The sequence below is a fragment of the Chroogloeocystis siderophila 5.2 s.c.1 genome (assembly GCF_001904655.1).
GTDB classification, from domain to species: domain Bacteria; phylum Cyanobacteriota; class Cyanobacteriia; order Cyanobacteriales; family Chroococcidiopsidaceae; genus Chroogloeocystis; species Chroogloeocystis siderophila.
Genome location: NZ_MRCC01000003.1, coordinates 114,223 through 138,064, shown reverse-complemented (window position 1 = coordinate 138,064; position 23,842 = coordinate 114,223). Strand labels below are relative to the sequence as shown.

23 protein-coding genes and 2 pseudogenes are annotated in these 23,842 nt (G+C 43.9%); 12 read left to right on the top strand and 13 right to left on the bottom strand.

The window, feature by feature from the left end:
• Positions 1–192 precede the first annotated feature (192 nt).
• Positions 193–642: a nucleoside-diphosphate kinase gene (ndk, locus tag NIES1031_RS04025; protein WP_073548215.1), complete on the top strand. Its 450-nt coding sequence runs from the start codon at positions 193–195 to the stop codon at positions 640–642.
• Between the two features lie 97 nt (positions 643–739).
• Here the strand turns inward: ndk and NIES1031_RS04020 are convergent, their stop codons facing one another.
• Complete coding sequence (locus tag NIES1031_RS04020) at positions 740–1,492, bottom strand: TerC family protein (RefSeq protein ID WP_073548214.1); 753 nt, start codon at positions 1,490–1,492, stop codon at positions 740–742.
• A 354-nt stretch (positions 1,493–1,846) separates the two neighbouring features.
• Between NIES1031_RS04020 and acs the strand changes: the two genes are divergently transcribed.
• Both acs and NIES1031_RS25415 read left to right on the top strand, forming a co-directional pair.
• Positions 1,847–3,814: an acetate--CoA ligase gene (gene acs, locus NIES1031_RS04015; protein WP_073548213.1), complete on the top strand. Its 1,968-nt coding sequence runs from the start codon at positions 1,847–1,849 to the stop codon at positions 3,812–3,814.
• A 420-nt stretch (positions 3,815–4,234) separates the two neighbouring features.
• Positions 4,235–4,627: an RpnC/YadD family protein gene (locus tag NIES1031_RS25415; protein WP_236738715.1), complete on the top strand. Its 393-nt coding sequence runs from the start codon at positions 4,235–4,237 to the stop codon at positions 4,625–4,627.
• Between the two features lie 469 nt (positions 4,628–5,096).
• Here NIES1031_RS25415 and NIES1031_RS04000 read toward each other — a convergent pair whose 3' ends face one another.
• From NIES1031_RS04000 to NIES1031_RS03960, 9 genes are all read right to left on the bottom strand, one after another.
• Positions 5,097–5,408 carry a hypothetical protein gene (locus tag NIES1031_RS04000; protein WP_073548211.1) on the bottom strand — a complete coding sequence of 104 codons (312 nt, stop codon included), beginning with the start codon at positions 5,406–5,408 and terminating at the stop codon, positions 5,097–5,099.
• Between the two features lie 464 nt (positions 5,409–5,872).
• Entirely contained in the window at positions 5,873–7,006 is a 1,134-nt protein-coding gene (locus NIES1031_RS03995) for a PP2C family protein-serine/threonine phosphatase (protein WP_073548210.1), read from the bottom strand.
• A complete protein-coding gene (locus tag NIES1031_RS03990; protein ID WP_073548209.1) occupies positions 6,981–7,763 on the bottom strand; it encodes a DUF1350 family protein in 783 nt (260 codons plus the stop codon). The genes NIES1031_RS03995 and NIES1031_RS03990 overlap by 26 nt, the downstream gene beginning before the upstream one ends.
• 249 nt (positions 7,764–8,012) lie before the next feature.
• Complete coding sequence (locus NIES1031_RS03985; protein ID WP_073548208.1) at positions 8,013–9,080, bottom strand: LOG family protein; 1,068 nt, start codon at positions 9,078–9,080, stop codon at positions 8,013–8,015.
• Positions 9,081–9,350: 270 nt separating this feature from the next.
• Positions 9,351–9,674 (bottom strand): thioredoxin, encoded by a 324-nt coding sequence (gene trxA, locus NIES1031_RS03980; protein ID WP_015186845.1) that lies wholly within the window; start codon positions 9,672–9,674, stop codon positions 9,351–9,353.
• A gap of 330 nt (positions 9,675–10,004) precedes the next feature.
• On the bottom strand, positions 10,005–11,168 hold the full coding sequence (locus NIES1031_RS03975) for a GuaB3 family IMP dehydrogenase-related protein (protein ID WP_073548207.1): 1,164 nt from the start codon (positions 11,166–11,168) through the stop codon (positions 10,005–10,007).
• A 240-nt stretch (positions 11,169–11,408) separates the two neighbouring features.
• Positions 11,409–11,717 carry a hypothetical protein gene (locus NIES1031_RS03970; RefSeq protein WP_073548206.1) on the bottom strand — a complete coding sequence of 103 codons (309 nt, stop codon included), beginning with the start codon at positions 11,715–11,717 and terminating at the stop codon, positions 11,409–11,411.
• Positions 11,718–11,883: 166 nt separating this feature from the next.
• Entirely contained in the window at positions 11,884–12,474 is a 591-nt protein-coding gene (locus NIES1031_RS03965; RefSeq protein ID WP_073548205.1) for a hypothetical protein, read from the bottom strand.
• Between the two features lie 3 nt (positions 12,475–12,477).
• A complete protein-coding gene (locus NIES1031_RS03960) occupies positions 12,478–13,134 on the bottom strand; it encodes a hypothetical protein (RefSeq protein ID WP_143167694.1) in 657 nt (218 codons plus the stop codon).
• Positions 13,135–13,623: 489 nt separating this feature from the next.
• Here NIES1031_RS03960 and NIES1031_RS03955 point away from each other — a divergent pair, with 489 nt between their 5' ends.
• The 3 genes from NIES1031_RS03955 to NIES1031_RS03945 all read left to right on the top strand — a co-directional run bounded on the left by NIES1031_RS03955 (position 13,624) and on the right by NIES1031_RS03945 (position 18,456).
• Positions 13,624–16,038 (top strand): endonuclease MutS2, encoded by a 2,415-nt coding sequence (locus NIES1031_RS03955; RefSeq protein WP_073548203.1) that lies wholly within the window; start codon positions 13,624–13,626, stop codon positions 16,036–16,038.
• Positions 16,039–16,264: 226 nt separating this feature from the next.
• Complete coding sequence (locus tag NIES1031_RS03950; RefSeq protein WP_015186842.1) at positions 16,265–16,861, top strand: DUF3038 domain-containing protein; 597 nt, start codon at positions 16,265–16,267, stop codon at positions 16,859–16,861.
• A 131-nt stretch (positions 16,862–16,992) separates the two neighbouring features.
• Positions 16,993–18,456 carry a DUF4335 domain-containing protein gene (locus NIES1031_RS03945; protein ID WP_073548202.1) on the top strand — a complete coding sequence of 488 codons (1,464 nt, stop codon included), beginning with the start codon at positions 16,993–16,995 and terminating at the stop codon, positions 18,454–18,456.
• 53 nt (positions 18,457–18,509) lie between these two features.
• On the opposite strand, the gene NIES1031_RS03940 is transcribed toward NIES1031_RS03945, so the two are convergent.
• Genes NIES1031_RS03940 through NIES1031_RS03930 form a run of 3 tightly spaced genes read right to left on the bottom strand, consistent with a single transcriptional unit; the run spans position 18,510 to position 19,610 of the window.
• Positions 18,510–18,971 carry a ferredoxin gene (locus NIES1031_RS03940; RefSeq protein WP_073548201.1) on the bottom strand — a complete coding sequence of 154 codons (462 nt, stop codon included), beginning with the start codon at positions 18,969–18,971 and terminating at the stop codon, positions 18,510–18,512.
• The gene (locus NIES1031_RS03935; protein ID WP_073548200.1) at positions 18,971–19,357 is read right to left on the bottom strand and encodes a DUF1257 domain-containing protein; all 387 of its coding nucleotides are present in this window, start codon (positions 19,355–19,357) and stop codon (positions 18,971–18,973) included. Before NIES1031_RS03935 ends, NIES1031_RS03940 begins: the two co-directional genes overlap by 1 nt.
• Before the next feature lie 43 nt (positions 19,358–19,400).
• A complete protein-coding gene (locus NIES1031_RS03930) occupies positions 19,401–19,610 on the bottom strand; it encodes a DUF2997 domain-containing protein (RefSeq protein WP_073548199.1) in 210 nt (69 codons plus the stop codon).
• A gap of 347 nt (positions 19,611–19,957) precedes the next feature.
• Between NIES1031_RS03930 and bioA the strand changes: the two genes are divergently transcribed.
• The 6 genes and pseudogenes from bioA (at position 19,958) to NIES1031_RS03900 (ending at position 23,802) form a co-directional block, all read left to right on the top strand.
• A complete protein-coding gene (bioA, locus tag NIES1031_RS03925; protein ID WP_073548198.1) occupies positions 19,958–21,262 on the top strand; it encodes an adenosylmethionine--8-amino-7-oxononanoate transaminase in 1,305 nt (434 codons plus the stop codon).
• Between the two features lie 100 nt (positions 21,263–21,362).
• Positions 21,363–22,403 (top strand): biotin synthase BioB, encoded by a 1,041-nt coding sequence (bioB, locus tag NIES1031_RS03920; protein ID WP_073548197.1) that lies wholly within the window; start codon positions 21,363–21,365, stop codon positions 22,401–22,403.
• A gap of 462 nt (positions 22,404–22,865) precedes the next feature.
• Positions 22,866–22,925, top strand: a pseudogene (locus NIES1031_RS26300) (hypothetical protein); the annotation flags it as partial.
• Positions 22,926–22,972: 47 nt separating this feature from the next.
• Positions 22,973–23,098 (top strand): annotated as a pseudogene (locus NIES1031_RS23605) (IS1 family transposase); the annotation flags it as partial.
• Between the two features lie 191 nt (positions 23,099–23,289).
• Complete coding sequence (locus tag NIES1031_RS03905) at positions 23,290–23,538, top strand: hypothetical protein (RefSeq protein ID WP_073548195.1); 249 nt, start codon at positions 23,290–23,292, stop codon at positions 23,536–23,538.
• Positions 23,539–23,565: 27 nt separating this feature from the next.
• Positions 23,566–23,802 (top strand): hypothetical protein, encoded by a 237-nt coding sequence (locus NIES1031_RS03900; protein ID WP_073548194.1) that lies wholly within the window; start codon positions 23,566–23,568, stop codon positions 23,800–23,802.
• The last annotated feature ends 40 nt before the right edge of the window (positions 23,803–23,842 follow it).

Genomic DNA, 23,842 nt, shown 5'->3' with positions numbered 1-23,842 from the left:
TCTATTTCAAAACGAATTCTGAACTAAGAGAGACTTTCTGAGATAATCTGTTTTTTGTTGTTGTATGGCGGTAGTATTCAGCTGTTAGCATTCAAATTTAACCTGTAGTTAACCTTTAGGTTGATTCTGGGATACTTTTGATCTCAGAAGCTAATATGCTAATCGCTTTGTTCATCTTTACAGGAGATAACCTTGGAACGCACGTTTTTAGCAATTAAGCCCGATGGTGTACAACGCGGACTTGTAGGCGAAATTATTAGCCGCTTTGAAGCAAAGGGGTTTACCCTCGTCGGCTTAAAATTCATGCAAGTTAGCCGCGAACTCGCCGAACAGCATTACGGCGTTCATCGGGAAAAGCCCTTTTTTGCAGGATTGGTAGAATTTATTACTTCTGGTCCTGTTGTAGCAATGGTTTGGGAAGGTGATGGTGTAATCGCCGCCGCCCGCAAAATGATTGGCGCAACGAATCCCTTAAATGCTGAACCAGGAACAATTCGCGGTGATTTTGGCGTTGATATTGGACGCAACATCATTCATGGTTCGGATGCGCCAGAAACCGCAACTCAAGAAGTCAGCCTATGGTTTAAAGACGAAGAACTTGTGAGTTGGCAATCGAGTCTAAGTTCCTGGATTCGCGAGTAATTAGTCACTAGGGGTGAGGGGTGAGGGGTGAGGGGTGAGAGAACATCATATGTACTTCTCCTCTGCACCTCTGCTTCCTCTACTCAAGGAAACTTCCTCACCGTTGATTTCCTTCAGATTCTCCTACTTGCACAATTTCTCGCTGACTTTCTGCTGGTTCATCTTTAGCAAGCTTAGTTTCGGTTCGCTGGGAAAAACCCCACACGAAGATCGCAGCGATCGCACTAATCATCAACCATTCGGGTGGCACTAAATCTGCGTTGATGACTCTCAATAGCAATCGTAAGCCGACTAGCGCTACAGTGATGTAACCTGCGTCTTCTAGGTGAACAAATTCGTCCAACCAACGAATAAACAATCCTGCCATAAATCGCAGCGTAATGATGCCAATTGTGGCGCCTGTAATGACTAGCCACTTTTCTTGTGAAACTGCGATCGCCGTTGTTACGCTATCGAGCGAAAAGGCTAAATCGGTAAACGCAATCACAGGAATCGCTTGCCATAAGTTCGCGAAGCGCGGACCATGATGTTCGTGTTCCGGATTGTCATTGGCTGTGAAATACTGAAATACCAGCCAAAGTAAATAAGCAGCGCCTAAAAGTTCAAATTGCCAAAACTTTGTTACCCATGTCGCTGTCATAATTAAGCTAATCCGCAAGACGTAAGCGACAACTAAACCAAAGTTGAGCGCTTGGCGTTCCAGCTTTTTATCTTCTAGTCCTTGGGCGATCGCTGCAAGCGCAATGGCATTGTCTGCGGAAAGTACTGATTCTAAAAAAATCAGGATAATTAAAACTAAAGTGGCTTCAATCCCGATGTTGAAGGGAGAATTAAAAACTTGGTCTATCATTAATAATTTTTCGCACCTGAACTAGCAAACCTAATAGCAACGAATACATCAATCTAAGAATCTTAACAAATCGCCATACTTTAAGGAATTAACCTTTAGACAGGAAATCCGCAGCGAGGCAATTCACAGCAAATGAAGAAGACGACTCATACGCTTCGTTATCCATACATTATGGGGGGTGTGCTGCGATTGGTGAGTTAAGTATTGATAACTGAAGCATAAACGGACTAAATCAAACTGCGATCGCATAGTGCAAGTAAACAATTCTGAAGCTTAAAGAAATTCAAAACACTTTCGAGCAAATCTACGCGCAAAATGGTTTTGAGTAGCAATGCCAATTAGTTAGAAACAGTCATGTCTCTCACAATCGAATCAATTCTGCAAGAAAAACGTTTATTTCATCCTCCAGCTGAATTTTCGCAAAATGCACATATCAAAAGCCTAGAAGATTATCAGCAACTGTACGATAAAGCGTCTTCCGACCCAGAAAAATTTTGGGCAGAACTTGCCGAACAAGAGTTGCACTGGTTCCAAAAGTGGGACAAAGTACTCGATTGGCAACCGCCGTTTGCGAAGTGGTTTGTCAATGGTAAAATTAATATTTCTTACAATTGTCTCGATCGCCATCTCACCACCTGGCGTAAAAATAAAGCGGCGTTGATTTGGGAAGGTGAACCAGGAGACTCGCGCACGCTTACCTACGCGCAGTTGCATCGCGAAGTGTGTCAATTTGCCAATGTTTTAAAGCAGTTGGGCGTGCAAAAAGGCGATCGCGTTGGAATTTATATGCCGATGATTCCCGAAGCGGCGATCGCGATGTTAGCCTGTGCGCGAATCGGTGCGCCGCATACAGTCGTTTTTGGTGGTTTTAGTGCCGAAGCGTTGCGCGATCGCTTAATCGATGGACAAGCTAAAGTTGTTGTCACAGCAGATGGTGGTTATCGGAAAGATGTGGCGGTTCCGCTCAAAGAACAAGTTGATAAAGCTTTAGCGAGTGGGGATGTTACCAGCGTCGAAAATGTATTAGTTGTGCGGCGTACTGGGCAAGAAGTACAGATGGAACCAGGGCGCGATCACTGGTGGCACGATCTGCAACAGGGTGTCTTTGCCGATTGCCCCGCCGAACCGATGGACAGTGAAGATATGCTGTTTATCCTCTACACTTCGGGTAGCACAGGTAAACCTAAAGGAGTAGTACACACTACAGGTGGTTACAACTTATACACCCATATAACTACCAAATGGATTTTTGATTTGCAAGATACCGATGTTTACTGGTGTACGGCTGATATTGGTTGGATTACCGGACACAGCTATATTGTTTACGGTCCGCTTTCCAACGGTGCGACAACGGTAATGTATGAAGGTGCGCCGCGATCGTCAAATCCTGGTTGCTTCTGGGATGTGATCGAAAAGTATGGCGTAACGCTTTTCTACACCGCACCGACAGCGATTCGGGCGTTTATTAAGATGGGCGAACACTTGCCGAAAGCCCGCAATCTATCTTCTTTGCGCTTACTCGGAACCGTCGGCGAACCGATTAACCCCGAAGCTTGGATGTGGTATTACCGCGTCATCGGCGGCGATCGCTGTCCGATTGTCGATACTTGGTGGCAAACGGAAACTGGGGGAATTATGATTACCCCGCTACCTGGTGCGATTCCTACAAAGCCAGGTTCTGCAACACGTCCCTTCCCTGGAATTCTTGCCGATATCGTTGATTTAGAGGGCAATCCTGTAGGCAACAACGAAGGTGGTTATTTAGTCGTCCGTCATCCTTGGCCTGGGATGATGCGTACAGTCTATGGCGATCCTGATCGCTTTCGGCGTACTTACTGGGAACACATTCCGCCGCAAGATGGTAAATACGTCTATTTTGCGGGTGATGGTGCAAGGCGCGATGAAGATGGTTACTTTTGGGTAATGGGGCGTGTTGATGATGTGATCAATGTCTCAGGACACCGTTTAGGAACAATGGAAGTTGAATCGGCATTGGTGTCGCACCCCGCCGTTGCCGAGGCAGCAATTGTCAGTAAACCTGATGAGGTTAAAGGTGAAGATATCGTTGCTTTTGTAACTTTAGAAAGTACGTACCAACCAAGTGAAGCACTTAGTAAAGAACTGAAACAGCACGTTGTGAAAGAAATCGGTGCGATCGCGCGTCCTGGTGAAATTCGTTTTACCGATGCGTTGCCAAAAACTCGTTCGGGTAAAATTATGCGGCGGTTGTTACGCAGTCTTGCGGCTGGGCAAGAAGTCTCTGGAGATACGTCTACATTAGAAGATCGCGGCGTCCTCGATAAATTGCGTGAGGGGACTTAGTTTTTGTGGGGTGATCGCTTTCATTGCCGGGAGCGATCGCTCTCATTCTTGGAACTTATTTAATTCCGCAATCAACGCTTGAACTATTGTATCACTCAAGCTAATTTGTTGAATTTTATTCATTATTGATAATCGTAGTGTACCTTTATCAAGATAATAGCGATGCCTAATTTAATCGCTATCAGTTTTTCATATCCCTTGATGATCTCTGCAAACTGCTATCGAAAAAATATCCAACAACATTTGCTAGTTGGGTGCTAGGTACACCGCAAACTGAATTTAAGTTTTAACAACCGAATTAAGCATTGAACCAATTCGCGCGGATTACGTCACATTTTTGCAGCTACAAGAACGCATTTTACATTGTGGGAGAGTTGGAGCGTGGGAGTGTGGGAAAGTTGTAGAGATTGAGAGATTTAATTGCTATTGTTCCCAACTACCCGCCTACCTATCTTCGTCACGCAAGTCGTCGTTTTGTTAGTTCCACCCGCACCAGACACAATCATTGAAACTTCCTTCAACATGGAAACAACTCGCCATGAATATCGCGTGATTCGACTATGGGAGGAAAATGCTGCACAATTTCTAGTTAATCCAGCGTTGTTACCATTTGCACCATTAACTGCAACGACGCAACCTCAAACCTTATTAAAGCAAGTTGTGAAACGAGTCAATCAACTTGAAGAAGTTGAAAAACGCTCAGAAATCTCAGTTTATACGCAAATCTTAGCGGGGTTAAAACACAACAAGGAGTTGATACAACAAATATTTCGGGAGGGGATGATGCGCGAGTCCGTAATTTACCAATTCTGATGTGGGTGCTGGAGATTGTACGGGTAATTCTGCACTCTGAGAATGCTCAATTTGATCAAGTTGAAGAATATCTTCTTTATCTGCAACTTGTCCCAACTCCGAAGCTTGCACGGGAGAAGCAAGCAGCAAGAATGACGCAATGATTCCACATTTTTAATAGAATGATTTACTATTGCTTCTCCTTCAATGTCTTGTTGCAACCACAAAGCAATTAACTCTAAAATTTTGCTTTCTAAGTAAATACGTTTAACCAAACCTTGAAAAGGACACTGCCAAATCTGCTGTACAGCGACTTGCATTTGTGTTGTAACTGTCCTATTACGAAGGAAGGTAGTACTCTTGATCCGGTTTCCTAAAAAGGTGCTTCATTTGCAATGGAATAGCATCATCCCCAATCCTCATGAAACTATTGAACACTTCTGGCACTATAATGCACTTTAACAGCTTCTCTGATGAAGTAATTGTGGTATTAAACCACTACCGGATAAATGCTGTCACCAGCGTAATTCAAGCCATAGCGTTGACAATGTATACCGCCTGAGAGTTGGAAATAAAACCCCAAAGGATGCTGCGATTCTGGGTAACTGATGATCACATCGTTATGTACTTGGTAATCTTCGATTGTGAGGTAAAATCCGTTGCGTAGCTCAACGTTTAAGATACTGCCTTTACCTAAATCTTGAGGATATTCCGATAACGTTTCTGAGTAATTGTTGTCTGTATCTGTATATTCTTTTACTAAATCAGCTGTCTCGATGAACTCCTCGAAGGCAATTGTCATGGTCACATTACTCAGTTGGGCTACTTACATGATTGATTTACAAGAAGGTTGGGTGTTACTGACACCTAAATTTAAGTTAGACCCAATAATAATTTTTCTTAATAAAAATAGCAATTTAACTGTATTTGTATGTAGTTTAGGCGTTGCGCACTTGAACGCTATTTTATTCTGAGTGCAGCGTTCCCTTCTTCGTAGCTTTGCTGTAGGCTAAGAAAGAATCCCAGAGATGCTTCACGGAGCTTGCGCTTGAGTAATAGCGAAGGGTTCAGCATGACATCAACTACGTAAGTCCTATAGTGATAGAGTTGCTGTTCAGGAATATATATGAGTGAGATGTTCAGGGTTAGCGAAAATCGCGATCGCCCAAAACAGATAGGTTACTAAATACCTAGTAATCTAAATTCCACAGAATTCTTAAAACTTAAATCTTTTAGTACAGGAGTATAATAAATTAGCAGATTTTTTCAGTTGTCAAACCTAATCTGAAGAATCGATAAGTCATCATCAAAACTCTCTTTATGATTGATTTGATTTAGCTGAGCTAAAATGGTGTCTAGATCGCAGTTACCTACTACATGATCCATTTTGAGTAAATCAATAAAAGAATCAAGTTCCCAAATTGAGCCATCTACTAAGTGTAGTTCGTAAACTCCATCGCTAAAAATATAAAGCGTACTCGATTCAGGAATATGACAAAACTTATCTGTATAATTCGTATCAGGAAACATACCAATTGGTATGCTTGGAGTTTCTAGTTTTGTTGCCTGTACACTTGGTTTTTCTGATAACAAAACAGCAGGTGGGTGTCCGGCATTAGAGTAGATTAATTGACGATTGACTCGATTATAAACTCCATACCAAATTGTGAAGTACTTCGAGTTTTGAGAAGTCATTTGAAACGTACTATTTAAAGCTCTGAGTACTTCGGTTGGTTGGTAGTAATTAATTCCATCAAGCGCACGAGAACGTAACATATTGAGGACTGAAATTGAAGGAAGCGTAGCCCCTAGCCCATGTCCCGCCGTATCAAGTAAATAAATAGCCAAATAGTCAGGATCTAGCCAGTAATAATCAAAACAATCTCCACCTAGCCGCAATGAAGGAATAAACCGAGAATTAATTTCGAGCGGTTCTTTTAGCTGTGGTGGAAGTAGCGATCGCACATAGTCAGCAGCTTCGGATAATTCTGCTTCGAGTAATTGCTTTTGTTTTTGTAAATCCCGACTCATTTGATGCAAGCGCAATCCAGCACGCACCCGCGCGGTTAGTTCATTTTGTTCGATTGGCTTAGTAATAAAATCGTCTCCACCTGCATCGAATGCTTGAACGCAATCAGATACCGAGCCTAAACTTGTAAGAAAAATGAAAAATACTGTCGATAATCTTGGATCAGCTTTGATTTGGCGACAAACTTCCAACCCACTCATCGATTGCATTGTCCACTCACAAATCACTAACCCAGGATACAACTGGCGCGCCAGCCTAATTCCTTCTTCACCGTTATGAGTTACAACAACTTGATAACCTTGGCTTTTTAGTACCCTAGAGAGCAGAGTTTGCACTGTAGGGTCATCATCGATTACTAAGATTAGAGACATGAGAAAAAGGATTGAGCCACAAAACAATAGTGCGTTTGAGTTGGTTTAAATCCCGATAGATCTCTTGCTTAAACCACTGTCCCATCGCATCAAACGGTGTAAAATTCATTCCAGTTTGCCAACTAACATCTTGTCCTAAAGGTGTTGTATGACTTCCTGGTAGTGTTTGTAACGTAACCATTTCCGGAAAACGCTGTTGTAACAGTTGATGCAGTGCCGTGGATTGGTCAATTGTGTCATTAGTAAATCGAATCAGCAAATTGCGGCGAACACGATAGCGATCACGGACTAAGTTTGTTGTTTCCACTGGAGAAGGTGTAAACTCGACCGCAAAAGTAGGCGTGAATTGTTGTACTAAAGGAATCGCGTCGCGTGCTGCGTAGTTGTTATAAGAAATGAGAATATTTCCTGCACGTTCGACGTCAAACAGACTACCAATAAGTAAGTGTAGTTTACAGCCCATACTGTGTCCTAACCCGTAGGTCGGTAGATAGCGCCGACGTAATAGCGCGCGATCATGTAATTCGGCGATCGCCTGATCAAAACTATTTAAAACCGTTTGCGCGATCGCTGCATGGTCTAAAGTATTAACAAACGGTGTCGCAACGACAGCATACTCTTTTCCCAATTGTTCTAACAACCAACGGTACGTTAATTGAGGTGCGGTTGCAACAAAAGCGCCTCCTAAAAAATGCACAATCCCCACAGGATGTCGGGGAACTAAAACCCAGTTACCAGCAATTTCCTTCCATTCCATGCAATCAAATTCAGAGATCAAAGGTTAGAGATCAGGGATCATTGCCTATCATTAATGCCTGCTGCAATGGATCGCCCTCCCTATCTATTGTGGCAACTTACGATGAGGTATGCGCGATCGCATTGAGTTAGACTTCCTGAAAAATACCCTGAAATTACATACAGTTGGTAATCAGTAGCATATCTGCTTCCATTACCCATTACCTAGCACAAACATCACCACGTTAAAAGGACGCGATCAAACGCCGGCTCATTTTCGTTCTGGATGCGCTTCTACAGGTGAAGGAGTCCCCATTTCATTGATAGTGGCGATCATTTGATAGAGACGCCCTAAATCGCGCTGATTAAAATACAACACGAGACGGGGTAGTTCAGAGGTTTCGTCTTGCGCTTCTTGTGGTAAAGCTTGGCTTTTTTCGATGCGTCCCTTAACGAGAATATCGTTAAAGTTAGTATTTAACGTCTCGACATCTGCATCCGAGATATCTGTTTTCATCCGAATGACGAGTTTGTCACCTACGTAGCGGCTAGAGTGATAAACCTGGTAAAACCGCGTGATCGCATTGCAAGCCACTTCCAGATTATCTGTAATTGTGTAAAGGCTATCGTCTTCAGGACTAATTAATCCTTGTTGGCGGAGGTGCTTATCGATATACTCACTCCAAGCCCGCCAATAGTCCCCTCCTGGGCGATCAATTAAAACGACAGGTACAGGACCAAATTTACCTGTTTGACTGAGCGTCATGCACTCAAAAGCTTCGTCTTGCGTGCCAAATCCGCCAGGGAATAGCGCGATCGCATCACTTTCACGCAGTAGAAATAGTTTGCGAGTGAAAAAGTACTTAAAGTGAATCAGTTTAGCATCGCCTTCAACAACAGGGTTTGCTTCTTGTTCAAACGGTAGTTGAATGTTTAACCCAAACGAGTTTTCTCGCCCAGCGCCTTCATTTCCTGCTTGCATAATTCCACCGCCACCCCCCGTCATCACCATGAAGCCTAACTGCGTCACACATCGCGCAAAATCAAACGCCATACGATATTCTGGTGCTTCTGGTGATGTCCGCGCTGAGCCAAAAATTGTTACCTTGCGTACGTGTCGATACGGGTAAAAAATGTTAAAGCCTTGCTCCATATCAGCTAATGACGCTGACAATATTTTCCAGTCAAGGCGTTCGATATCGCTATTGGCTAACTTGACAATCGTGGCAAGCGCGTACTGAATCAGTTGCCGGTGTTTGTGATGCGGCAGCTTCTCGATTAAGTCAGTCAGGTCTAATTCAAGAGACTCTAATGATGGAAAATGGGAAGATGAGGTCATGAGTGCTTCCGCACAAGTGGCACTCTATTTTATCGATATTTTGGGGGTTATTTGTCAAGTCGTAGATTAATAATTTTTTAATATTGCTTTTTAGTACTTTTTTGCGATCGCCCAACTTAAACTACAAACTCATATTATTTTATTCGCTCAAATAAAGCTCAATAATACTTCTAAGCATGGTATTTGAGCGAAATATTATCAACTTTACTCTAACAGTCCAACTAAGATGCCGCACTGCTAAACGATAAAGTTATTCGCCTAAGAGCAATTTTACAAATACTTTTCTAACGTGTTAGACAAAGTACTCTTAGGAACTGCACCTACGACCATATCAACTCGTTGCCCACCCTTAAAAATCATTAATGTCGGGATACTGCGAATACCGTATTGACTAGCAACGTTGGGGTTTTCGTCTGTGTTAAGTTTTACAACTTTCACCTGACCGTCGTATTGCTGTGCAATTTCATCCACAACAGGAGCTACCATCCGGCACGGACCACACCAAGGTGCCCAAAAGTCCACTAGAACTGGAACTTCGCTTTCGAGTACTTCCTGTTTAAACGTCGAGTCTGTAACTTGTGCGGCTACTGACATGCCTAGAAATCCTTAAGCTATATCTCTTACTTTGCTGAAATTCTACCATAGCCGCGTGCCGCGTTCTGCTTTCTCAACTGTCTATATTTAGATAGATCTTAGGTTCTTATACCCAGAAGTAGACTTTAGAGCAGAGGAGATAATACCTATAAAGGTCTCTCACCCCTAATAATAAGGAACCGCTCGAACAGAAGTCCGAGCGGAGTGTGGTGTGAGGAGTGAACGGAAACATGCGTCTCCGCTTTTTCTATTGTAGGCGACAGGTTAGCTTTTTTCAGAATTTACTGAACAATTCCTGCAAACTTCATTGGGAGTTTTACCCAAGTAGATTTACTTGCCCATGCCCAACTGTTGTGCTTTTTGATAAACCTTACCTTCGGTTAGCAACGAAGGCGCGATCACAACTTCGACTTGCTGCATTTCTTTAATATCCTTAGCTCCCAACGTACCCATGCTAGTTTTTAAAGCGCCTAAAAAATTATGTGTTCCGTCATCAAGTTGCGCAGGCCCACGCAGAATTTGTTCTAACGTACCCGTCGTACCAACTCGAATACGCGTGCCACGAGGTAATACAGGGCTAGGTGTTGCCATACCCCAGTGAAAACCGCGTCCTGGGGCTTCAGCCGCACGCGCAAAGGGGGAGCCAATCATCACGCCATCAGCACCGCAGGCGATACACTTACAGATGTCACCACCAGTAATCAAACCGCCATCAGCGATGACTGGAACATAATTACCCGTTTCCCGATGATAATCATCACGCGCAGCCGCACAGTCAGCGATCGCGGTTGCTTGTGGTATACCCACACCCAGAACACCCCGCGAAGTACACGCAGCGCCAGGACCAATTCCCACAAGCACAGCCGCTGCACCAGCCTTCATCAGGTTTAGCGTCACTTCATACGTCACGCAATTTCCCAACACGACAGGCATGGGCATCTCGCGGCAGAATTCAGCTAAATCCAAGTTTGCCATCGATTCAGGTGACAAATGCGCTGTAGAAACTACTGTTGCTTGGACAAAAAATAAATCAGCGCCTGCACTCGCGACAATTGAGCCATATTTACTTGCGCCTAGCGGCGTCGCACTGACTGCGGCAATGCCTCCTTGCTGTTTGATTTCTTGGATACGCTGTGTAATGAGTTCGGGCTTGACAGGTTCAGCATAAAGTTCTTGCATCAGCGGTACAAATTCTTGCGGACCTACCGAGGCAATTCTTTCTAAAATAGGATTTGGGTCAGCATAACGCGTTTGAATTCCTTCTAAATTCAAAACACCCAACGCACCCAACTGCGACAAAAGCACTGCCATGCGGACATCAACAACACCATCCATAGCACTGGCAATAATCGGAATTTCCCGCTGGATACTGCCAATTTGCCAATGTGTATCTGCTAAACTTGGGTCTAGCGTGCGCTGTCCAGGAACGAGCGCAATCTCATCAATTCCGTAGGCTCGGCGAGCCATTTTCCCACGCCCAATCTGAATATCCACGCCTGTTTACTTCTTAAGTTCCAATACTGTTTTTGTTAGCGTACCAAATTGCCAGGCTAATCGGGTGTAGTTCAGGCATTCTCATCGCTTAGTATTTTGATGATCTAAAGAGTTCTCATTCGTCAGATGAAATTATGGTTCATGAGATTACTTATGATCAATTTTGGTGCAAATAGCTAGTTTATAATGAAAAAAACTGTCAGATAGCTAAAAGCTTAAAGTATTTATCGCAGCTATTGCCTACGGTGTTGTGTAAAAAAAATTTTGAAAAACCTTTAAAACCAAACTGAAAGCTCCAAAGACAATAAATACGTCAAGAAAAAACACTAGCCAAAGAATCTGCGTTGGATTCTCCCAAACAGAACGAAGACCAGTTTGCCAAGGAAATTGTGGATGATAGTTTTGATTTTGGATGATAAATGGCAGAGGTAAGCCTAGCTTGACTTCAGATAAATTAGCTTGACTGTAAACCGTCACAGGAAGGTAGGCAGAAGCAAGAACAGTAACAACACTAAGTAGTAATACTGCAAGTGTAGCAGAGCGCTTCATAAACAATGATTTTTAATCTTAGATTATTGACGGATATAATTACTCCAGTAATTATCCAATATTAACAGTAACCTCAGAATGAATCGTTATGAAGTTACTGCTATTTGTCTACTTTAATTGTTCTATTCCTAGCTAAATATATAACAGTTACACTTCAACTAAGTTATTATTTTACCCAAGATCTAGTGTTAGGAACATTAACGCTCCACGCTGGTACCAACACTACTGAATATTTTCCAAAACTACACCATGTCCAATCGCGAGGGCAGTTAGTTACGGGTGAACGATAGCCAATTTGTCCACTTAGTCTAAACCTGTCTGAATTTGCATTACCATTAGCAGTGCGGATATATGTTTCATAGGTTATCCCGTTGAAAAGTTGATTAGCAAAGGCTGCTCCTACAGTGTACGCTAATTCATCAACTTCACACTTGCTATTTTGTCCAAACCTTGTATCTAAATATGGTCGCGATGACGCAGGCCACGTTGTAGACCAATAAGTTGCTGCTGGCAAACAATTGGGATACCCTATATTTCTTGGATCTAAGTACGTTGCCCTGTCATAGTTGTATAGAAAAAAGTCATGTTCATAAGTTTCTTCATAACGGAAGCCTGGGAAGTTTCCCCACCGCATTGTTTGACGTGTATAGCGTCCGCCGTTTGCGCTGGGATAAACATATGATGCCCCAACATCAGGCGCTCTTCCTCCGGACGATGTTTGTGCTATGAGTTTGTTGTTTTTGAATGCTGCAGGCAAAAGTCAGCTTGGGTTTAATGCTGCAAATAGATGTTGGAAATTCAAATGTTCATTTACTTGGTTAGGAACATACTCTGGACCGAACCTCCTGGGAAGACTTTCACGTTGAATCCTTTCTTGTATTAGCTTTTGTATGGTCTGTTGGTCGATAACGCTAACTTTAGCCGATATATTAGATTGAGCAATTCCTATAAGATTTGATGTTTCTCCGTAAAAAGATGCCTTAGCTACACGTACTGGTGCAATATTTTGTCGCTTGTTGAGAATTGCTTTCATTGCATTGAGCCTTGGCTGGAGTTCAATACGTTCATAGTTAGCCATATTAGATTCTAAGGCTACTATGTCAGCGAAATAATCCAAGCGTTTTTTTGCATAATTTGCCTCAAGATCTGCTGTGGTTCCAGTTTCAGGATTGACATAACCATCGTAAATTTCTGTAGAGCCAATAACATAGCTACTCTCAAGCTGCGAAATTTTGACTTTATGTTTGTTGGCAAGAGCCACTACGTCTTTAACTGACCAATGCTGATTGAACTCCACATTGGCTCGACTCGGCAATTTTTTACCACTAAAATTGGTTGTTTGTGCAGTTACAGGTAATCCAGTAAGAAGTATCAAAAACAACAGTGAACTAGTTAACTTAGCTTCAGACCTACACATGAAATTTGGTAAGAGAGTACAGGCAATTTATAGAAACTACAGAAATTATCTAAAATAATTCGTAATAAAAAGCAAGATTTACGCAGGTAGCTTATCAGAATAATCAAACTTAAGCTTTATCTCTACTGAGCAACGCTGGAATCTGAATCTTCCCTCGCTACATTACTAGTTGTAAAACTAGCTGAAGGTAACAATACTGAGGCAACACTATTGTGCGCTGTCCAGGAACGAGCGCAATCTCATCAATTCCGTAGGCTCGGCGAGCCATTTTCCCAGGCCCAATCTGAATATCCACGCCTGTTTACTTCTTAAGTTCCAATACTGTTTTTGCTAGCGTACCAAATTGCAGGGAAATTTATTTTACTTCTAGATATCCAAGTACTCATTGCTGCAAAAGAATTGTTGCGAATTCGCTACAATAGAAATAGCAGTTTGCTTAATCATAACAAGCTATTCACCCACTTATCGCACCTGCATAACGGTTAAGCTTTGATTCAATCAGAGACGCTAGAATTACTCGAATGGTCGCGCCTGTGTCAACACTTGTCCACTTTTGCGGCAACGAAATTAGGGGCAACAGCAGCGCGTAATTTGCAAATCCCGCAATCCCAAAAACACAGTGAAGAACTTCTTGCCCAAACGCAGGAAGCATACCAGCTAGAAAACAGCCTCACGGGAGGTTTGTCGTTTGAAGGTATTCAAGATATTGGCGATGCGTTAGCGCGCGTACAACACCAAGGCGTTTTAGCTGGGGAAGAACTTTTAGCGATCGCAACGACGCTTGCAGGAACTCGCCAGCTACGTCGCGCAATTGACAACCATCCTGATGTACCCGTCCTCAGCGCTTTAGTAGAAGACATTCGCACTTATCCCGAAATCGAGCAGGAAATTCATCGTTGTATCGATGAGCGCGGACAAGTCAGCGATCGTGCCAGCACAACACTATCAAATATTCGCAGTTCGCTGCGGCAAATTCGCAGTCAAATCACGCAAAAACTGCAAAATATTCTGCAACGGCAAGCGAGTGCGGTACAAGAGCAACTGATTACTAAACGCGGCGATCGCTTTGTGATTCCCGTCAAAGCACCCCAAAAAGATGCGATTCCAGGAATTGTACATGATACTTCTACAAGTGGCGCAACACTTTACATTGAACCGAATTCAGTCGTTCCTTTAGGTAATCAATTACGACAATTAACCGTCAAAGAGCAAGCTGAAGAAACCGCAATCCGTCGGAAATTATCTGAGCAAATCGCGGCGGTTACACCTGATTTAGAACATTTATTAAGTGTTGCAACAATTCTTGACTTGGCGTGCGCCCGCGCGCGTTATAGCTACTGGCTAAAAGCAAATCCACCACGCTTCATTCAACGCAGTGAAGGCGAAACTATTACCTTACGGCAATTGCACCATCCGTTGCTAATATGGCAGTTTGCTCACGAACAAGGCACGGCAGTCGTTCCAGTTGATTTAGTCATTAAACCACAAATTCGGGTAGTGACGATTACAGGACCAAATACGGGAGGTAAAACAGTCACGCTCAAAACCCTCGGCTTAGCGGCTTTGATGGCAAAGGTGGGTTTATTTGTTCCAGCACGCGAACCTGTAGAAATTCCGTGGTTTGACCAGGTATTAGCTGATATTGGCGACGAACAGTCACTTCAACAGAGCTTATCGACATTCTCCGGTCACATTCGCCGCATCAGTCGAATTATCGATGCCCTATCAAACACTCAAGAACTAACCGCTCACTCCTCGCTCGTGTTACTCGACGAAGTAGGTGCAGGAACTGACCCCGCAGAAGGCAGTGCTTTAGCGATCGCGCTTCTACAATACTTAGCAGACCACACGCAATTAAGTATTGCCACGACTCACTTTGGCGAACTAAAAGCTTTGAAATATCAAGACGAACGCTTTGAGAATGCTTCTGTCGAGTTTGATGAGGAAAGCCTTTCGCCAACTTATCGCCTGTTGTGGGGAATTCCAGGACGTTCTAACGCCTTGACAATTGCCCGCCGCCTAGGGCTAAACGCTGAAGTTGTCGAGCAAGCTAAAACTAAAATAGGCGGTGCAACCGAAGACGTCAACCAGGTAATCGCCGGATTAGAAGCACAACGGCGGCTCCAAGAAACTAAAGCAGCTCAAGCAGAACAATTACTACAACAAGTACAGCGGCTATATACCGAAGTATCGCAAAAAGCCGCACAACTGCAAGAGCGCGAAGCGCAACTGCGACAGCAGCAAGAGCAATCGATTCAACAAGCGCTTGTGCAAGCCAAAGGTGAAATCGCGCAAGTAATACGTCGTCTCCAGCAAGGTTCGACGACAGCCCAAGACGCGCAACAAGCAACAAATGCGCTGACTCAAATTGCCAAAAATCATCTTCCGCCGCCACCCAAACCCAAACCAGGATTTAAACCTCAAGTAGGCGATCGCATTCGCATACCGCGTCTTGAGCAAACGGCTGAAGTGATCAGCGCCCCCGACGAAGATGGCGAATTAAGTGTTCGCTTCGGAATCATGAAAATGAATGTCAAGCTCGAAGATATAGAATCGCTCGACGGACAAAAAGCCGAACCAGTCACAACTAAGAAGCAAGTTAAAGAAACACCGCGCAATAGTACTAAGCAAGATGCCCTGACTACACCGCAATCCGCCCTCGCAATCCGCACCTCACAAAACACTATCGATCTGCGCGGAAGCCGAGTTGCAGATGCTGAGATTGTCTTAGAACGCGCGATCGCTCAAGCCCAAGGACCATTATGGATTATTCACGGTCATGGAACTGGCAAGCTAAGGCAGGGAGTACACACTTTCTTGCAACAAAATCCCCGCGTTAACCGCTTTGAGCCAGCAGCCCCAGAAGATGGTGGAACAGGTGTCACCGTTGCTTATATCGAATAAGTAATAGGGGGCGAGGGAAAGAGTAACTAGTGATGAGTCGCTAGTGGTTAGTGATCGTAACAGAAAAGTTTATTTGTAGTATTTCTTCCCCTGCTTTTTTTACAAGAGCGATTTTACATTTGAACCAAACAGGATAAGCTGGTAGCTAATTAGAAATCAACGTCGATTTAGACAACTTTGGTTTCAAAATGGGTAACAATAAAAGCCCATTTTTGTATTATCTCCTATGCTTAAGGTTATGCACTCCAGCGCACAATCGCCGACACCAACTCCACGATGGGAAGAGCTTACTAATATTCAGCCCAACCCAGCCCAATTAGATAACATCAAGGCTCAGCTGGACTTGGTATTGTTGGCGCTTGAAGCTTTGGCGGGGATTGGCTCAGAGGCAATGCTCCAAGCTGCGGCTCAACTTAATCTAGAGTCCAAAATCCCAGACCGCGTAGCACTATGGCGACTACGCCAATCAAATCCACTTCGTAAAGGCGAAGGAGGAAGAAAAAAGCTCGATGTAGAAGAAGCGCGATCGCTTGTTTTAATCAGCTGCTACCTCGCAAAACAACACCAAGAACGAATTCGCCGCGCGGTTGCTTTGCTTGAACAAGTCACCCAAAACAATGAAGCTCCTCACAAAGCCGCTCTTTTAGGAGATTATCTAGATGCTTTCAGTAACACCTACCAAGAACGCATGGAGGAAGATGAAAACGTCTCCACCGATGTCCTAACTCAGTTGGCGCTCAAACTCTTGATTGACTTGTTATTTTATAGTGCGCCTGGCGGTCATCGTCGCCTTTGGTTAGCACTGCTAGATCGCTCGAAATAGTTAAGGGGCGAGGAGCGAGGAGCAAGGAGCGAGTGATTATTAACTAGTCTTGAATTCTGACATCATTCATAACTCCCAGTTTCCCGCTGATCCCTAACCCCTGACCCCTGACCCCTGCTAAGTTCTCACCTATGGCTTTGTCAAATTCACAGGTTCTCCGTCGGTATACTCCGCCCACTTGTACGTTAGAAATTGTGGCTCCTCAATCACCATTGTCGCGTTGGGCTGGGCGGACAGTAGCCACGCAGTTACGCTTTCATTTGCATTTTGACGATCCGCGATCGCCAGACCAACGAGTTCAGATTACAGGCGATCGCGAACAACTTGAAGCCTTACAGCAAGCCGTTTCAGTGTATGTGCAAGAGTTATTAAGTCAATCGCCAGCCCAATTTACTGCACAGTTGGCGTCGCAAACGACTGCGGCTGAGTCAACCACTTCGGTTGCTAATTCCCAAATCGTGATTTCACCTACCAATTCCTCTGATTCACCTTTTGCGCGGGCGCAACAAATCTTCCTGAAACCTGGTACAGGGTTATCACATACGCTCTTTTTGGGACCTCTAGCAACGCCCACAACCGGACCTGTAGTGCAGTTGAGCGTACTGCAACTTTTTGATTTAGCAACAGCTTTAGATGAATTTGAAGCGGATATTGTAGCCCTACCCAGCCTCAACCAACGTCGAGTAAGTACGACTCCTCCCGCTTGGGCAACGATTGCCGCCGGATTAACACTTGCCGTAGGTATCTTTGCTGTCTTACAACAACTTAATCGCCCTGTTCAACAAACAGCAACCAGTAATCAAATCACGGAAGATCCACAGCAGCTTGCGGCGCAGCCTTCACCACTACCACCTTTATCATCATTAGATACATTACCACCTCCACCACCTGCGGGTTCTCCTGTCCCCGTGCCTAACGCCCCCTTGCCCGCAATTCCTGTCCCAAACGCTAGCCCATCGACTGAATCAACCGCAGCCGCACCGTCGTCTACTCTTCCTGGGGGCACGACACCAGCGCCACAAACAACGGTCATTAGTCCAGGGTCGCCGAATAAAACCGGTACAGCTGCGGCGGGAAATTCTGCGCCCACAATCGCGATACCGAGTCCTTTAGCGCAACTTAACGCTCCTAATCCTGGTTCGCAAGCAGCAATATCTCAAACGCAGCGAACTGCACCAGCACCACAGCGACAGGCGGCAAATAACACGACTGCGGCAGTGCGATCGCCAAACCAACCTCCTCCAGCCCCAAGTCAACCTACATCGTTAGATAATATTAGTCAGGTAGCCGAAGCTCGACAATTCTTTCAGCGCCGCTGGGAACCAACAGAAGCTGTTAAGCAAACCTTGGAGTATAGTTTGCTGTTGGATGTTGATGGCACAATTCAACGTATTGAACCGCTAAATCAAGCTGCTAGAGACCAAATTGACCGCACTGGAATGCCTCTGATTGGCGAGCCTTTTGTATCTCCCATTGCTGATGGTCAAGTAGCTAGAATTCGAGTCGTTTTAACACCCGATGGCAAAGTGCAAACCTTTTTGGAAGATCGCGAAGCGCCACAAGTTTCGCGAGATCCGCGTGAGGCTGCTGAGTAACCAAAAAAAGGCTGTTGTTACAGCCTTTTCAACAAAAATTATATAAATCAAAGTTAATAGCGAGCCTTTTTCTGGGCTTGGCGCTTCTTACGCCGCCGATGAGCAGCAACAACAGCTTCTTCTACAGGGTATCCAACAATAGGGATGACTTGATACTGTCGCTCTTCTTCGAGTTTTTTCAGTTCGGTATAGTCAACCCAATGGATGCAATCAACTGGACACGTGTCAATTGCTTCCTGAATTAACTCTTCTGAGTCTCCGTCTTGACGGACGACGCGCGAACGACCGTAATCTGGTTCAATGTAGAAGGTGTTGCGGGCAACATGGGCGCAGTGCTTGCAACCAATGCAGGTGATTTCGTCAACATAAACACCTTTTTGCCGTAGTTCACCGCCTAACTCAGGTTCTAAGCCTGAACGTTCAGGTGCATCGCGAAAAATTCCACCTAGTTCGGGTTCAAGGTGCGACCGCATTGCTCCAGATTTTGCTCGCTCCAGCGGCATAAAATCAGACATTACGCACTCCAGCGCTGTACTAATAGTCGAATTGAACCGTCTTCGTTTTGTTGCTGTTCTGCTACTTGAAATCCTAAGCGCGAGGTTTCGTTCAATACTGTGTGATAGGCATAACGCTGCGTAATTTTTTTCAAGAAACCTTCGACAGACAAATTTTGCTGCCAATATTGCAAATCAGCAACAAGTTCGTATTCTTTGCCATTCCAACTAAAACCGACATCGTAACCATTCTCCTGCTCAATGGTGATTTCGGCATTACGAGTTTGACCGCGATAGCCTCGAACTGCTCTAGGACCAGATTTCCAATTAATACCTAAATCAGTGAGCGCAGCTTGTAACGATGAAAGATTACGGATTTGTGTTTTGATTTGGCTAAAGTGTGACATTGTAGTAGTTGTGAATTGAATCAAACTGGACTAGTTAGTAAAGTTACCACTCGCTAAAACTAGCTTGGGTTGTTGCAACTGTAGATTGGTGTTGTACTGCATTATAAAATTCTGAGCTTGGCTGGTGACTGACGACGTGTCCCAGTTCTGCTTCGATTGCGGCTGTGACTTCAGTACAAGTTGCTCCGACTATACCGGAAACTTTTTCCTGTACGCGACCATCGGGATAAATCACAAACTCTAGCGTTTCCATACTTCTAGCTAATCACCATAGCTTTATTTATAATTTGCACCGACACTGCATCGGCTGCTCGTTGCTATTTGTAAGCTTTTATGCCTACTGTACGCTCTCCTCACTATCACTATTGCTAAATAATGTTTCATCTATCGAATTATAGAGAATAAAAAATTAACAAAATTTAGCAATAGATGAAGTCTCACATCAATTATTGTCAGTTTCGCTTAACTCACCGCAGCAGTCAAGTAAGAATTAAGTAGCGAATGACTCGCGAACAGCGGGTAAAAGGAATAAATTGAGTCGTATTCTCTGATTTTTCTGGATTATTAACAGCTTTTCTAGTTAAAGAAGTTGATTTTTTTATGAGCAGCACTGAAGAAATTTATGATTCTCCGATTTGGCAACCATTCACCCAAATGAAAACCGCGCCGATACCTTTGAAAGTCGTCAAGGGACAAGGCGTGATGCTCGAACTCGAAGATAAACGCCAAATTATGGATTGTATTTCCAGTTGGTGGGTGACGATTCATGGACACGGCCATCCTATACTTGCTGAGGCGCTTTACAAACAAGCCCAAGCCTTAGAACATGTCATTTTTACAGGTTTTACGCACGAACCAGCTGAACAGCTAGCGAGAAAATTACTTCAGCATCTCCCAAAATCGCTGAGGCGAGTATTTTTTTCGGATAATGGCTCAACAGCGATGGAAGTCGCGCTGAAAATGGCTTATCAATATTGGTTTAATCAAGGAGAAAGCGATCGCACGACGTTTATTAGCTTTGAAGGTGGATATCACGGCGATACGATAGGAGCGATGTCGATCGCAGGTAATTCTCCCTGGGATCAGCCTTTTCACCGCTTAATGTTCTCGACAGAGCTTGTGCCTTTTCCTGCTACGTTTGATAATGATGCTGATGTCGAAGTACGTGAAGCACAAACTCTAGAAATCCTGACGCGGCTTCTCAAACAAAATCCTACGCGATATGCAGGTCTTTTTATCGAGCCACTTGTACAGGGTGCAGGGGGAATGCGAGTATGTCGTCCACAATTTCTACAAGCTTTAGGAAACTTGGCGCACTCGTTTGGTGTACTTGTCATTTACGATGAGGTGATGACAGGCTTCGGGCGCACTGGTGAATTATTTGCTTGCTTAAAAGCAGAAACCGCACCGGATATCATTTGTTTATCAAAAGGTTTATCAGGCGGCTGCTTACCTTTAGCTGTAACCGTTGCGACAGAGGATATTTATCGTGCGTTTTACAGTGATGATGTCAGTAAAACATTTTTTCATGGCCATTCATACACAGGAAATCCCTTAGCGTGTGCTACAGGCGTTGCGTCTTTAGAATTGCTAGAACAAAATCCTAACTTTCGCAATCTAGAACAGCAGCATCGCTGCTATCTAAAAAAATACTTGCCGGATCATCCCAAAATCGATAAAGTGCGCACTTGCGGGACGATTGCCGCGATGGATATCGTCACAGACAGTCAGAGTGGATATTTTAATGCGATCGCACCAATCCTCAAACAAAGGTTTCTAGCGGAAGGATTTCTCTTACGTCCTCTGGGGAATACGCTTTACTTGATGCCACCTTACTGCATTACCTCAGAGCAACTCGAATCAATTTATCAAGCGATCCGCCGCGTACTTGATACTATCATATAGCAATGGTCAATCAGAATTATGGCTTCAGTGATGAGCAAAGCATTGTCCCTGTTTTCATCATCATTTCTGACCTCTAATCCCCGACCTCTGACCTCTTCTTATGTTGAAATCTTCTGCACTTAACTGGAATGAACTTGCCGATCGCGCTTTGGCTGGAGAACTATTGACGCGGGAAGCCGCCCATGCGGTACTCAACGCGCCTGATTGTTTACTGCTTGAGCAACTTGCTGCTGCCTATCGCGTGCGCTACCATTATTGGGAAAATCGCGTCCGGTTGCATTTTCTCCTTAATGCTCAAAGTGGGCTTTGTCCAGAAGATTGTCACTATTGTTCGCAATCGAAGATTTCTACTGCTGAAATTGAGAAGTACCCACTCTTAGCTAAAGAAAAAATTTTAGACGCTGCTGCGCAGGCAAAGAAATTGCAAGCTGGAACTTTTTGTATGGTCATTTCGGGGCGTTCTCCCAGCGAACGAGTATTTACGCAGGTTCTGGACGCTGTACAAGCGGTTAAAGCCAACTATGATTTAAAAATTTGTGCGTGTCTTGGGTTGTTAAGTCAAGAGCAAACGCAGCGTTTAGCAGAAGTCGGGGTAGACCGCGTTAATCACAATTTGAATACTTCGGATGATTACCACTCGCAAATTTGTACGACGCATACGTTTGGCGATCGCATCGCGACAGTAGAAAATGTCAAAGCCGCAGGAATCACAACTTGTTCGGGCGGAATTATTGGGATGGGCGAGTCGGATGATGATGTTATCGACTTAGCATTTTCGCTACGGGAATTAAACGTTACAAGTGTTCCCCTAAATTTCTTGATTCCAATTCCAGGAACGCCGTTTGAGAAGATTCAAGAATTGAACCCGCGTCGTTGTCTGCGAGTGTTATGTTTATTTCGCTTTGTCCTTCCCGCACAGGAAATTAGAATCGCTGGCGGTAGAGAAGTTCATTTGCGATCGCTGCAACCTTTAGGACTTTATCCAGCAAACTCAATCTTTATTGGTGATTATTTAACAACTCCTGGACAAGCAACGCACAGCGATTTGGAAATGATTCGCGATGCTGGGTTTGCGATCGAATCTCCTGACGGTTCTCCGATAGAAACTGACTCGCTCAAAACGATGACTTCCTCAGTGTAAGCGAGTCCCTTATTATTTAAAACTTACTAGTTATAAGTAATTAGGAGCAGTCTATCTACTTTTAATCTGGTTTTTTGTACTATTTAGTAGTACTTATTTGTGTTGCTAATTTCTGAATTCTTGATAATTATAATAAATTAGTTTATTATGCCCTTCGATTTAAAGAAAATAGTTGTTTTGTCAAAAATGTATCCGTTTTTATTTTAAAACAACTAATAATAAGAAAAATCGAGTTATTTGCTGCTTGACGAAATATTAAATTATTTCAAGACCTATGAGAACGTCAGCAACTTAACTTTAATGTTTTGACATTTATGTAAAAAGGTGATGAGAATCATACTTTATGGGCATTACTTCCTGTAGTGTACTATTAATAGCAATTAGCTATTTGAACTAAGGGTAGTGCGTCAGGATAATGTGGGTTTGATAAAGTAGGGCTATCCTTCTCAGTGGCAACAAACAATGGAATGTCGGCTCTGTGGTCATGCGAAGGTCCACAAACACGGCAAAATGCCCAATGGACATCAACGCTATTTCTGCCCCAACTGCAAACAAACCTTCTCTGAAAGCATGGCATCGTCAGGCAGCAGACAGGACGACGGCATCGTCGGCAGAACAAGTTTGGCAAAGTCTGGGAGCAGACGAAAGTGACGACACGGTTAGTGGTAAGTTATTTCAACTGGAGTTGGCAGCATATTCTCCCCTTTCCAACAATAATCTGACGCACTACCGAATCTACTATGTCAGGATTTATGAATTTATTTAGCATAATTGAGCGATCGCGCGGTATTTTTGTCAAATTGAATACAGAAATATTTAATTGGATTCCTCAGTTTGCTGTAGGGAAATTTTCATTAAGTTAATGGATTTGAGACGGAGAACGAGCATGTCGCTTCAATCAAGCAATCAAATTTGTCGTTTAACACCTGCAATAGAAGGCGCAATCACTGCAAGTTGGAATCCAGTTTGCCACATCACTTACACGCGCGATACTTGGGTTAAACTGCTGCAATCACCTGGTGAATATGCATTTGCGGAAGCTAAATTGCTCTGTCAGGAATCCTCAGATACCTGGCTTGCCTGGGTACCGGATCATGGTGAAGTTCTTCTCGACCAAAGCGATTTCTATTGTTGATTGAAGGAATGAAATTGGTCAACAGCAATGAATACCGAGTCAGTTATCGATTGGGATGAAATGTTTGAGTATCTACCAGGAACGATTGTAGAACTTAAAAATAACCCAAGTATTTTGCATCGGATTGATTACTATGAAGCCATGATGGTACCTCCGATCTGGTTAGTCGGCGATCCGCGTCCGCGTTACCCAGGTGAATTGCAGATTATATCGCGTCAAGAAGTACAAAGCTGTGAGTTAGAGCCACAACAATCATTAGTCTAAGGTTTATTTCAGACTAGAGCCTTTTTAGTTCAAGGCTTCG